Here is a 12,153-nt window from a genome sequence, read left to right on the forward strand (position 1 = left end):
TGAACAGGCCCCGGGGAAACGGAGCCGATCGGTTCAGGCGAGCAGCGCTTCGACCGTGATCACCGCGGCGACGGCGGCCAGGTTGGCGAGCAACGCCTCGAACAGGAGGCCGCGCCAGGTTTTCGGCCGGAAGCGTGCCGCGAGCAGCAGGGCGCCACCCAGCGCGAGCGCCAGGATCAGCACGAGGTCGGCGTTGTTGAGGTGGATGTTCATCGCGGCGGCTCCTTCGGGGATCCGGGGGTGCACGACGGCGCCCCCGGATCGAGTATAGGCAGCGCCGCCCGCCGAACAACCCGGGGCGCCCCGGAGGCTCAAACGAGCGATGCGTCGCGGGTTTCGCGCATCAGCAGCACGCCGATCAGGCTGATCGCCGCCGCGACCGACACGTAGCCGCCGACCCACGACAGGCCGCCGCGCGCGGCGAGCAGCTGCGCGATGTACGGCGCGATCGACGCGCCGAGGATCCCGCCGAGGTTGTACGCGACGCCCGCGCCCGTATAGCGGACGTTGGTCGGGAACAACTCGGGCAGCAGCGCGCCCATCGGCGCGAACGTCACGCCCATCAGGAACAGCTCGAGCGTCAGGAAAAGCGCGACGAGCGGCATCGAGCCGCTGCCGAGCAGCGGCTCCATCGCGAAGCCGGACAGCAGTGCGGCGATCGCGCCGACGGCCAGCACCGGCTTGCGGCCGAAGCGATCCGACGCCCATGCCGACAGCGGCGTCGCGAGCCCCATGAACACGACAGCGAAGCACAGCAGGCCGAGAAAGCTCTGGCGCGGAATATGCAGCGTCGACACGCCGTACGACAGTGAAAACACGGTCGAGATGTAGAACAGCGTGTAGCAGACCACCATCGCGAGCGCGCCGAGCAACGTGGGCTGCCAGTGTTGCGAGACGAGCGTCGCGACCGGCACGCGCACGCGTTCGTTGCGATCGAGCGCGGCCTGGAACGCCGGCGTCTCGGTGATCTTCAGCCGTACGTACAGGCCGAGCGCGACGAGCACCGCACTGACGAGGAACGGGATGCGCCAGCCCCAGCTGCGGAATTGCTCGTCGGACAGCGACAGCGCGAGCGCGAAGAACAGCCCGTTCGACATCAGGAAGCCCACCGACGGGCCCAGTTGCGGGAACATCCCGAACCAGCCGCGCTTGCCTTGCGGCGCGTGCTCGGTCGCGAGCAGCGCCGCGCCGCCCCATTCGCCGCCGAGGCCGATGCCCTGGCCGAAGCGCAGCACGCACAGCAGCACCGGCGCGAGCGTGCCGATCGTGTCGTAGCCGGGCACGAAGCCGATCGCGGTAGTGGACACGCCCATCACGAGCAACGACGCGACGAGCGTCGACTTGCGGCCGATGCGGTCGCCGAAGTGGCCGAACAGGAACGAGCCGATCGGCCGCGCGATGAACGCGATGCCGAACGTGACGAATGCGGATAGCGCCTGCGCGGTCGCGGAGCCGTGGGGAAAGAACACGGGGCCGATGACGAGCGCCGCGGCGGTCGCGTACACGTAGAAGTCGTAGAACTCGATCGCGGTGCCGATGAAGCTCGCGAACACGATGCGCCGGTGGCTGACGGCGCCGGCCGAACCGGTTGCGTGTGCAACGGCCGGAGGAGATGCGGACATGGATGTCTCCGTTTTGTCGTTGGGGCATTCGACTGAGCGTGCGCTCGGGCGGGCAGGTGGACGCCTGCCGGGAGAGCGCAGCCGGGCGGATGATGCGGTAGCGGCGTGGACGCGCGTCGTGGCGCGGACGCCACCCGCCGGTCGACGATGGAGACGGATAGGCCGCCGCCGCCCTGTGCCGGCATGGTCGGCTCGCATGCCGGGTGCGGCGCGCGAACGCGCGCGCGGGAGGGTGGCCGCGCGATTGCGGAAAATTATAGCCAGCGCCGCGACATAGCGGCAATCGCGGGCGGGCGCGGGCTCAGTCGATCGATTGCGCCTGTGCGGATGCAGTGCTTTGCAGCTGGAAATGGCCGTCGTCGTTGAACAGCCAGCCTTCCATCATCTCGAGCCGGCCATTGCCGTCCAGCAGTTTCGACGGCGGTGGCGGCAGCGGTGCCGAGCGGCGCAGCGACGCGAGCGCGAGCCCTTCCGCTTCGCTGTCGCCGTTGCTGCGATAGACGGACGCGTTGACGAGGCGGCCGCTGCCATCGACGGTGTACGCGACGACGACGAGCGAGCGCAGCATCGCCTGCGGCGTCCCGTGCGAGACGCCGGACGGATTGTGCTCGGTCACGCAGCGCGCGACTTCCACGCGATATTGGTCGCGATTCGCGCTGCGGATGACGGACGGGATCGTCAGCACCGAGTGCAGCGACGGCGGCGGCGTGATCGTGCACGCGGCAAGCAACGAGGCGGCGACCAGCGCGGCAATACGCAGCCGGCTGGCGCATGAGAGGGGAAGAGGGGACATGGCGGAGTGCCGGAGGGTGACTATAAAAAAATGATAGGCGTCCCGGCGCGACCTGTTATCGGGAGAAACGCATAGTGGGCGAAGCGCGACCTGGCGATTCGCGGAGGATGGCGTCGGCGGGCCGACCGGCATGCGTCGCGATGTGACGTGACATGTGACGGCGCGGGCGCGATATGTGCTCGCGTATCGCGCGCCGTGGGGCGGTGGGCGTGCCCCGACCGGCCCGCTCAGTAGCCGTGCGTGACGAGCGACAGAACGGACAGGTCCGGATGCGTGCCGTCGATGATGCTCTTGCCGATGTGCACGGCTTCCTGAACCGCTTCGTCGACGCTCGCGAAGCTTTCCTCGCCGTCGGCGTGGAAGGGCACCGCATGATCGGGCAGCGCGGGATTCACGCCGGGATGGCAGACATAGCCGGTGTAGGTGTAACGCGTGTCGCTGCCGGGAGCGAGGCCCGGCACCACATGGATCTCGAAGCCTTCGTAATCGACGTGATCCGTCGCTGTCGACAGTTCGGTCATGGCGGTCTCCGTGGGCCGCACGCACGGATGGCGCGGGCGGCATCGAGTCGCGGCGGCGGTCGTGTCGCCGTGCTGATCGAATTCTAGGCGATGGCGGCCCGGCTCGTGAGGCGCGCGCGCGTCGTCGGCTGCCACGGCGGGCGTGCCGTGTCGCGCGTTACCGCGTGCAGCGCGCGTCCTTGCGCTGCACCACGAGGATCACGGGATACTTCTCGCCGTGCTCGAGTTCCACCGGCGCGACGACCGTCAGCGTCGCCGGGTCGGAATCGTCGTACACGCTGACCTGTTCATTGCGGATATAGGTCACGCCGGTGCAGTTCGATGCGCGCCCATCGTCCGACACCTTGCACTGGATCTCGTTTTCCTTCAGGTAGTTGTATGGCGTTGGGCTCGCGAGATATTCGCGCAGGCTGCGCGGCGAGCCGCCGACGCCCTTCACGTACGCGATCGCGCACGATGGCGTTTGCGCGTCCGTGCCGGAGGCGGAATCGGCGGCCGCGGCGTGCGTGCCGACGGCAGCCAGCAGGGCGACGAGCGACGAGGCGATGAAGGGCTTCATGACGTGGTTTCCCGTTTCGCGAATCGGAGCGCCGGATTGTAACGGCATCGCGCGAGATGCGTCGGCCCGTTGTGCGGGCACCGTGCGTGGCGCGCGGCGGACAAACAAAAACCCCGTCATTCGATGAATGGACGGGGTTTGGCGAACTTCCTGGCGGAAGCGGTGAGATTCGAACTCACGGACAGTTTCCCGTCGCCGGTTTTCAAGACCGGTGCCTTAAACCGCTCGGCCACGCTTCCACACGAGGCGGCATTGTAACCGAAATGCCGCCTCGTTCAGCCTCAATCGTCGCGCAGGAACAATTCCTGCAAGTCGTTGAGGAACCGTTGGCCAAGCGGCGTCGGCGCGATCTGCGCAAAATCGCGCGTGATCAGTCCGCGCTGCTCCGCATCCTTGAGTGCCGGCTCGATCGTGCCGATCGGCAAGCCCGTGCGTTCGACGAAGCTGTGCACGGGGAAGCCCTCGACGAGCCGCAGCGTGTTCAGCATGAACTCGAACGGCAGGTCGCGCGCACCGACTTCACGTTCCTCCTGAACCGGCGTGCCGGCCATCGCCTGTTCGATGAAGGTGGCCGGATGCTTGTAGCGCGCCTGCCGCAGGATCCGGTTCGGGAACGACAGCTTCGTGTGCGCGCCCGCGCCGATCCCGAGATAGTCGCCGAAGCGCCAGTAGTTCAGGTTGTGCTTGCACTGATGATTCGGCTTCGCGTAAGCGGACACTTCGTAGCGGTCGTAACCGGCCTCTGCCGTGCGCGCGTGGATCCATTCCTGCATGTCGGCCGACGCGTCGTCGTCGGGCACCGCGGGCGGAAACTTCGCGAACAGCGTGTTCGGTTCGAGCGTCAGGTGATACAGCGACAGATGCGGCGGCGCGAACGACAGCGCGGTCTCGATGTCGGCCCGGCATTCGTCGAGCGTCTGGTTCGGCAGCGCGAACATCAGGTCGAGGTTGAAGTTGTCGAACGTCTTCGCGGCGATCTCGACGGCCGCGCGCGCCTGCGCGGTGTCGTGAATGCGGCCGAGCGCCTTCAGATGGCCTTCGTTGAAGCTCTGGATGCCGACCGACAGTCGGTTCACGCCGCTCGCGCGGAACTGCGCGAACTTCGCGGCCTCGAACGTGCCCGGGTTTGCCTCGAGCGTGATCTCGGCGTCGGCATCGAGCGGCAGCAGCGCGCGCACGTCGGACAGCAGCCGGTCGAGACCGGCCGCGGACAGCAGGCTCGGCGTGCCGCCGCCGATGAACACCGTATGCACCTGCCGGCCCCAGACGAGCGGCAGCGCCTGTTCGAGATCGGCGCGCAGCGCGTCGAGGTACTCGGTTTCCGGAAACCGCTCGCCCTTCCACTCGTGCGAGTTGAAATCGCAGTACGGGCACTTGCGCACACACCACGGAAAATGCACGTACAGCGCGAGCGGCGGCAGCGACGTGAGCCGTACCTGCCCGGGCGACGTGAAGGCCGCGACGACGCGCGCGCCGGTTTCCGCCGCCTGGCTCATGCGGCCTCCGGTTGCGAATGCGTGACGAAGACGATCATGCCGGTTCCTCCGCGAGCCGCGCGAGCAGTGCCTTCAGCGCGAGCGCGCGATGGCTGTGCGTGTTCTTCACGGCCGGCTCGAGTTCGGCCGCCGTCGCGCCGAGCGACGGCAGGTGGAAATACGGGTCGTAGCCGAATCCGTGCTCGCCGCGCGGCGTGTCGACGATCTCGCCCGCCCAGCGACCTTCGGCGAACAGCGGCTCGGGATCGTCCGCGTGGCGCACCAGCGCGAGCACGCAGCAATAGTATGCGCGCCGGTCGGCGACGCCGCGCAGCTGCTCGACGAGGTACGCATTGTTCGCCGCGTCGCCCTTGTCGCCGCCCGCGCGCTGCGCGTAGCGCGCCGAATAGACGCCCGGCGCGCCGCGCAGCGCGCGCACGCACAGGCCGGAATCGTCGGCGATCGCCGGCAGGCCGGTGAGCCGCGATGCGTGGCGCGCCTTCGTCAGCGCGTTCTCGATGAACGTGCCGAACGGCTCTTCCGCCTCCGGCACGGCCAGATCGCCCTGCGGCACGATCTCGATGCCGACCGTCGAGAACAGCGCGGTGAACTCGCGCAGCTTGCCGGCGTTGTTCGACGCGAGCACGATGCGCGACAGCGGCGCGAGGGTGCGATCGTCAGACATGGCCGGCGCCCAGCACGTCCTTCTGCAGCTGCACGAGCTGGCCGATCCCGCTTTGCGCGAGGTCGAGCAGCGCGTTCATCTCTGCGCGCGAGAACGGCACGCCTTCGGCGGTGCCCTGGACTTCGACGAAGCCGCCGGCGCCCGTCATCACGACGTTCATGTCGGTGTCGCAGCGCGAATCTTCCGCGTAGTCGAGATCGAGCACGGGCGCGCCTTCGTACACGCCGACCGAGATCGCGGCGACGTGGTCGGTGATCGGCGAGCGCGCGAGCTTGCCGGCCGCGATCAGCTTCGACACGGCGTCGTGCGCGGCGACGAAGGCGCCGGTGATGCTGGCCGTGCGCGTGCCGCCGTCGGCCTGGATCACGTCGCAGTCGATGTGGATCGTGCGCGGGCCGAGCGCTTCGAGATCGAACACCGCGCGCAGCGCGCGGCCGATCAGGCGCTGAATTTCCTGCGTGCGGCCCGTCTGCTTGCCACGCGCGGCTTCACGGTCGCTGCGCGTGTGCGTCGCGCGCGGCAGCATCCCGTATTCCGCCGTCAGCCAGCCCTGGCCGCGATCGCGCAGGAATTCGGGCACGCGTTCGGCGACGCTCGCGGTGCAGATCACCTTGGTATCGCCGAATTCGACGAGTACCGAGCCTTCGGCGTGTTTCGTGTAATGGCGCGTGAGGGCGACCTTGCGCAGTTCGTCGGCGCGGCGGCCGCTCGGGCGGGACAGGGAAGACGTCATGGGGGAATCGTGGACGGAAGAGGAAACCCCGATTTTAGCGCCGAACGGCAGCCTTGCCCGGCGGGGTGGGGCGCAAAAATGGGATAATGCGCGCTTCCCGCCCCGCGCCTTGCAATGCGCCGGGCGCCTCGACATATTCCCGCCCGAGAAGGGCACCCAGACGGCGAGACGAACCATGATCTACAGCATGACGGGCTATGCGAGCGCGACGCGCGAACTCGCGACGGCTACCGGCAACGGCGGCACCAGCGTGTCGGTCGAACTGCGCACCGTGAACTCGCGCTTCCTCGACCTGAATTTCCGCATGCCGGACGACGTGCGCGCGTGCGAGCCCGCGCTGCGCGAAATGCTGATGAACAAGCTGTCGCGCGGCAAGGTCGACGTGCGCATCAACCTGCAGCGCGGCGAGCAGAGCATCGGCGCCGGCGCGCTGAACCAGACGGCCCTCGGCCAGCTTGCCGAGCTCGAGCGCTCGGTGCTCGATTCGTTCCCGGGCGTCGGCCGCCTGCGCGCGGGCGAGATCCTGCGCTGGCCGGGCGTGCTCGCCGAGAGCGGCGTGTCGGCGGAAGCGATCCGCGACGCGGTGCTCGCGTGCGGCAAGGAGGCGATCGGCGAGCTCGTCGTCGTGCGTTCGCGCGAAGGCGCGCAGCTGGCGACGATGCTGCTGTCGAACGTCACCGAAATGGAAGCGATCGTCGCGCGCATCACGCCGCTCGTGCCGGAGCTGATCGCGAAGCATCAGCAGAAGATCGTCGAGCGGCTGCAGGAAGCGCTCGGCCTCGCGGCGCCCGAAGGCAGCGCGCCGATCGTCACGCGCGAGGAAGCCGCGGAACGCATTCGTCAGGAAGTGACGATGTACGGCATCCGGATCGACATCGCGGAAGAACTGTCGCGACTCACCGCGCACCTGAACGAAACGCGTCACGTGATCGAGAAGGGCGGCCGCGTCGGCAAGCGTCTCGACTTCATGATGCAGGAACTGAATCGAGAAGCAAACACGCTCGGCTCGAAGGCGGCGGCAAAGGAACTGGCCGACGCATCGATGGCGCTCAAGCTGTTGATCGAGCAGATGCGTGAGCAAGTGCAAAACCTGGAGTAACGCAACATGACCCATCCCACTCACGACGGCCACGCATCGCATGCGCTGCACGGCGGCGTCTATCCCGGCAACCTGTTCATGGTCATCGCGCCGTCGGGCGCCGGCAAGTCGACGCTCGTGAACGCGCTGCTGTCGAAGGACAGCGACATCTGCCTGTCGATTTCGTACACGACGCGCAAGCCGCGCCCGGGCGAGCAGGACGGCCAGCACTACCACTTCACGACCGTCGAGGATTTCCGCACGCGCCACGCCGCGCACGAATTCCTCGAAAGCGCGGAGGTGCACGGCAACTATTACGGTACGTCGCGCGTCTGGATCGAAGAGCAGATGATGAACGGCCACGACGTGCTGCTCGAGATCGACTGGCAGGGCGCGCAGCAGGTGAAGAAGCAGTTCCGCAACGCGGTCGGCATCTTCATTCTGCCGCCGTCGCTCGACGCGCTCGAGGAACGTCTGAAGAAGCGCGGCCAGGACGAACCGAACGTGATCACGCGACGCCTGCTCGCGGCGGGCAGCGAGATGGCGCACGCGTCCGAAGCGGAATACGTCGTGATCAACGAGAATTTCGATCGTGCACTGGCCGAGCTCGAATGCATCGTCGCGGCGACGCGCCTGCGCTTTGCTTCGCAGTACGCGCGACATGCCGAGCTGTTCATCGAGCTCGGCATCCATTTGCCCCACGCGGAATGACGCGGGGGTAGAGGGACATAAGGTAGAATAGGGACTATATTCAGAAGGAATTACCAACATGGCTCGCATTACCGTCGAAGACTGCCTGAAGCAAATCCCCAACCGCTTCGAACTGGCGCTCGCCGCCACTTACCGCGCGCGGCAGCTCGCGCAAGGCCATACGCCGAAGATCGAGAGCCGCGACAAGCCGACCGTCGTCGCGCTGCGCGAGATCGCCGCCGGCCAGGTCGGCGTCGAGATGCTGAAGAAGGTGCCGGTGTAACGCGCATCCGGCCCGTTCCAGCCATGTAGTCCACGCGCGCAACGACTCGACCTGGAGGCGAATATGAGCACCACCCCATCGTCCGCCTCCGCGGATTCGACCACCGAAGCCACGGCCCAGTCGCCTGCGCGCCAGTACATCGACGCGGTCCTCGAACAGTCCTTCCGGCATCTGTTCGGGCCGACCGCCACGCCGGAGCAGCCGCGCAAGCACGGCGTCGTTTCGATCGCGAAACTGACGACCGCGCTTGCCGAGTATCTCCCTCCGGAAGAAATCAAAGAGGTCAAGGCGGCGTTCCACTTCAGCGACGAAGCCCACCTCGGTCAATATCGCCAGAGCGGCGAACCCTATATCACCCATCCCGTCGCCGTCGCGGAGATCTGCGCCGGCTGGAAGCTCGACGCGCAAGCCGTGATGGCCGCGCTCCTGCACGACGTGATGGAAGACCAGGGCGTGACCAAGAGCGAGCTGGCCGAACGGTTCGGCCCGAAGGTCGCCGAACTGGTCGACGGCCTGTCGAAGCTCGACAAGATGGAGTTCCGCAGCCGCGAGGAAGCGCAGGCGGAAAACTTCCGCAAGATGCTGCTCGCGATGGCGCGCGACGTGCGGGTCATCCTCGTCAAGCTCGCCGACCGTCTGCACAACATGCGCACGCTCGGCGCGGTGCCGATGGAAAAGCGCCGCCGCGTCGCACGCGAGACGCTCGACATCTACGCGCCGATCGCGCACCGCCTCGGGTTGAACAACACGTATCGCGAGCTGCAGGACATGAGCTTCGCGAACTTCAACCCGCATCGTTACGCGACGCTCGAGAAGGCCGTGAAGGCCGCGCGCGGCAACCGCCGCGAAGTGATCAGCAAGATCCTCGAGGCCGCGCAGCGCGCGATGGGCGACGCGAAGCTCGACGCCGAGATCACCGGCCGCGAAAAGACGATCTACAGCATCTATCGCAAGATGCGCGACAAGCAGCTGTCGTTCTCGCAGGTGCTCGACGTATACGGCTTTCGCGTCGTCGTCGAGAATCCGCTCGACTGCTACACGTGCATCGGTGCGTTGCACGCGCTGTACAAGCCCGTGCCCGGCAAGTTCAAGGACTACATCGCGATCCCGAAGATCAACGGCTATCAGTCGCTGCACACGACGCTCGTCGGCCCGTTCGGCGCGCCGATCGAGTTCCAGGTGCGCACGCGCAAGATGCACGAGATCGCCGAGGCGGGCGTGGCCGCGCACTGGCTGTACAAGAACGGCGGCGCGGATCTGAACGACGTGCAGAAGCGCGCGCATCAGTGGCTGAAGTCGCTGCTCGACATCCAGAGCGAAGCCGGAGATTCGAGCGAATTCCTCGAGCACGTGAAGATCGACCTGTTCCCGGATGCGGTCTACGTGTTCACGCCGAAGTCGAAGATCATGGCGTTGCCGCGCGGCGCGACGGCGCTCGATTTCGCGTATTCGATTCACAGCGATCTCGGCAACCAGTGCGTGGCCGTGAAGATCAACAACGAGTTGCTGCCGTTGCGTACCGAGCTGAAGAGCGGCGACATCGTCGAGGTGATCACCGCGCCGTATTCGAAGCCGAACCCGGCGTGGCTCGGCTTCGTGCGCACCGGCAAGGCACGCTCGGCGATTCGTCACTACCTGAAGACGATGCGCCTGAACGAGTCGGTGCAGCTGGGCGAGCGGCTCGTCGACCAGAGTCTGAAGGGTTACGGGCTCGCGCTCGCCGATGTCGCGCCCGAGGTGTGGGAGAAGCTCGTCCAGTGGACGGGCAACAAGAGCCGCCAGGAAATCTTCGCGGACATCGGCCTCGGCCGCCGCGTCGCCGCGGTGATGGCCAAGCGCATCGAGGTGCTGATGAGCGGCCGCGATGCGGACGACGATCTGCCGAAGTCCGAGCGGCATCCCGCACACAATGCGCCGCCGGTCGTGATTACCGGCACCGAAGGGATGTCCGTGCAACTGTCGGCGTGCTGCCGGCCGATTCCGGGCGATGCGATCATGGGCTATATCGGCATCGGCCTCGGGATGGCGATTCATACGACCGATTGTCGGGTCGCGCAGCGCATCCATCGTCGCGATCCAGGCCGCTGGATCGACGTCGAGTGGGCGCCGCAGCCGGGTCGTCTGTTCGACGTCGCGGTGAAGGCGCTCGTGAAGAACACGAAGGGCATCTTCGCGCGCGTCGCGGCGGACATCACGTCGGCCGACGCGAACATCGTGCACATCGCGATGGACGAGGATCTGACGCACGAATCGACGGTGCTGCGGTTCGTGATCCAGGTCAGCGATCGCGTGCATCTCGCGAACGTGATGCGGCGCGTGCGGACCAATCCGGACGTGATGCGGATCATGCGCGAGCGCTCGACCGACGACAGCGTGCATGCGCGTCACGACGGCGGCATGCGCATCGAGCGCGAGCGGCAGGATTACTGACGCCGCGCGTGGGTTTGCGGCGGGATACGACGGCGGCCACGGGCCGCCGTTTTCGTTTGTGCAGCGGGTCGGGCGGTGTCGCGCAGCGGCAACCCGACTCGAGCCGAGCGGGCGATGGCCGAAGAGAAGAGGGAGCGGAAAAGAAAAAAGGGCCTTCCCGGAGGAAGGCCCTTCTGAGGTGGCGCGGCTGGCAGGATTCGAACCCACGACCCCTTGGTTCGTAGCCAAGTACTCTATCCAACTGAGCTACAGCCGCACGCAAAACGGTACTGCTTCAACTGTCGGAACCTTCTGCGATGGGAAGGCCCCCAAAAAGGTGGCGCGGCTGGCAGGATTCGAACCCACGACCCCTTGGTTCGTAGCCAAGTACTCTATCCAACTGAGCTACAGCCGCACGCAAAAACAAAACGCTACAACATCGAACTGAAAGGGCCTTCGGTTTGGAAGGCCCTCGAAAAAGGTGGCGCGGCTGGCAGGATTCGAACCCACGACCCCTTGGTTCGTAGCCAAGTACTCTATCCAACTGAGCTACAGCCGCACGCAGAAGCGGAAGTATAGCAGGGTTGTATAAAAAGGGAAGCCTTATTCGCAAAAAATGTCACCCGATCTTGGGCGGCCGCGTTCGTGTACCCTTGATGCATCAGTCATCCATGTGTTGAATCTGCATCATGAACAAGGCGTTTGTCAAAGAGTCGGACGGCGACGACGACGATCTCGACCCGAGTCAACCCGCGATTCCGGCGGGCACGAAGAACTACATTACCCCGGCCGGCCACAAGCGGCTCCGGGACGAACTCCTGAACCTGATCGACGTCGAGCGTCCCGAGGTCGTGCGGTTGGTGTCGTGGGCGGCGTCGAACGGCGATCGGTCGGAGAACGGCGACTACATCTACGGCAAGCGGCGGTTGCGCGAGATCGACCGCCGGATCCGCTTCCTCACGAAGCGGCTCGATCTCGCCGAAGTCGTCGACGCGAGCCGGCAGGAGAATGTCGACCAGGTGTTCTTCGGCGCGACCGTCGATTACGCGACGCCGGACGGCGAGGATCACACCGTCACGATCGTCGGGATCGACGAGGTCGATCTCGATCGCGGTTGTGTCAGCTGGATCTCGCCGGTCGCGCGGGCCCTCATCAAGGCGAAGATCGGCGACACCGTCACGCTGATGACGCCGGCCGGTCCCCAGCCGATCGACGTGCTCGACGTTCGCTATCCGGCACCGGGCGGCGCGTGAGCAGCGAATGGTGCATCCGCGCAGTGCCGCGCCGAAACGACGAGCGCCCCGG

13 protein-coding genes and 4 tRNA genes are annotated in these 12,153 nt (G+C 66.5%); 5 read left to right on the forward strand and 12 right to left on the reverse strand.

The window, feature by feature from the left end; genetic code table 11:
- Positions 1–33 precede the first annotated feature (33 nt).
- From ACV22V_RS21775 to rph, 9 genes are all read right to left on the reverse strand, one after another.
- A complete protein-coding gene (locus ACV22V_RS21775) occupies positions 34–213 on the reverse strand; it encodes a hypothetical protein (protein WP_059530148.1) in 180 nt (59 codons plus the stop codon).
- Positions 214–311: 98 nt separating this feature from the next.
- Entirely contained in the window at positions 312–1,622 is a 1,311-nt protein-coding gene (locus ACV22V_RS21780) for an MFS transporter (RefSeq protein ID WP_059680776.1), read from the reverse strand.
- 301 nt (positions 1,623–1,923) lie between these two features.
- Complete coding sequence (locus ACV22V_RS21785) at positions 1,924–2,415, reverse strand: TonB family protein (RefSeq protein WP_059530142.1); 492 nt, start codon at positions 2,413–2,415, stop codon at positions 1,924–1,926.
- A gap of 227 nt (positions 2,416–2,642) precedes the next feature.
- Entirely contained in the window at positions 2,643–2,936 is a 294-nt protein-coding gene (locus tag ACV22V_RS21790) for a hypothetical protein (protein ID WP_175907476.1), read from the reverse strand.
- Positions 2,937–3,093: 157 nt separating this feature from the next.
- Positions 3,094–3,495 (reverse strand): hypothetical protein, encoded by a 402-nt coding sequence (locus ACV22V_RS21795; RefSeq protein WP_059507119.1) that lies wholly within the window; start codon positions 3,493–3,495, stop codon positions 3,094–3,096.
- A gap of 151 nt (positions 3,496–3,646) precedes the next feature.
- Positions 3,647–3,734: transfer RNA gene (locus ACV22V_RS21800), tRNA-Ser, on the reverse strand.
- 42 nt (positions 3,735–3,776) lie between these two features.
- Complete coding sequence (gene hemW, locus ACV22V_RS21805) at positions 3,777–4,991, reverse strand: radical SAM family heme chaperone HemW (RefSeq protein ID WP_448015536.1); 1,215 nt, start codon at positions 4,989–4,991, stop codon at positions 3,777–3,779.
- A gap of 34 nt (positions 4,992–5,025) precedes the next feature.
- A complete protein-coding gene (rdgB, locus tag ACV22V_RS21810; protein ID WP_059530132.1) occupies positions 5,026–5,655 on the reverse strand; it encodes an RdgB/HAM1 family non-canonical purine NTP pyrophosphatase in 630 nt (209 codons plus the stop codon).
- Positions 5,648–6,388, reverse strand: a complete 741-nt coding sequence (gene rph, locus ACV22V_RS21815) for a ribonuclease PH (RefSeq protein ID WP_059530129.1) — start codon at positions 6,386–6,388, stop codon at positions 5,648–5,650. The genes rdgB and rph overlap by 8 nt, the downstream gene beginning before the upstream one ends.
- A gap of 175 nt (positions 6,389–6,563) precedes the next feature.
- Between rph and ACV22V_RS21820 the strand changes: the two genes are divergently transcribed.
- From ACV22V_RS21820 to ACV22V_RS21835, 4 genes are all read left to right on the forward strand, one after another.
- Positions 6,564–7,487, forward strand: coding sequence for a YicC/YloC family endoribonuclease (locus ACV22V_RS21820; protein WP_059467048.1), 924 nt, complete (start codon positions 6,564–6,566; stop codon positions 7,485–7,487).
- Positions 7,488–7,493: 6 nt separating this feature from the next.
- A complete protein-coding gene (gmk, locus tag ACV22V_RS21825) occupies positions 7,494–8,177 on the forward strand; it encodes a guanylate kinase (RefSeq protein ID WP_059530126.1) in 684 nt (227 codons plus the stop codon).
- Between the two features lie 58 nt (positions 8,178–8,235).
- Positions 8,236–8,439, forward strand: a complete 204-nt coding sequence (gene rpoZ, locus ACV22V_RS21830) for a DNA-directed RNA polymerase subunit omega (protein WP_006025620.1) — start codon at positions 8,236–8,238, stop codon at positions 8,437–8,439.
- A 63-nt stretch (positions 8,440–8,502) separates the two neighbouring features.
- Complete coding sequence (locus tag ACV22V_RS21835) at positions 8,503–10,869, forward strand: RelA/SpoT family protein (RefSeq protein WP_059530123.1); 2,367 nt, start codon at positions 8,503–8,505, stop codon at positions 10,867–10,869.
- Positions 10,870–11,048: 179 nt separating this feature from the next.
- On the opposite strand, the gene ACV22V_RS21840 is transcribed toward ACV22V_RS21835, so the two are convergent.
- The 3 genes from ACV22V_RS21840 to ACV22V_RS21850 form a co-directional block, all read right to left on the reverse strand.
- Positions 11,049–11,125 (reverse strand) — tRNA-Arg (locus ACV22V_RS21840).
- Positions 11,126–11,186: 61 nt separating this feature from the next.
- Positions 11,187–11,263, reverse strand: a tRNA-Arg gene (locus tag ACV22V_RS21845).
- A gap of 67 nt (positions 11,264–11,330) precedes the next feature.
- A tRNA-Arg gene (locus tag ACV22V_RS21850) sits at positions 11,331–11,407 on the reverse strand.
- A 130-nt stretch (positions 11,408–11,537) separates the two neighbouring features.
- On the opposite strand from ACV22V_RS21850, the gene greB reads away from it, so the two are divergent.
- The gene (gene greB, locus ACV22V_RS21855; RefSeq protein WP_059690793.1) at positions 11,538–12,101 is read left to right on the forward strand and encodes a transcription elongation factor GreB; all 564 of its coding nucleotides are present in this window, start codon (positions 11,538–11,540) and stop codon (positions 12,099–12,101) included.
- Positions 12,102–12,153: the final 52 nt, after the last annotated feature.

This window comes from Burkholderia sp. AW33-5 (assembly GCF_053427615.1).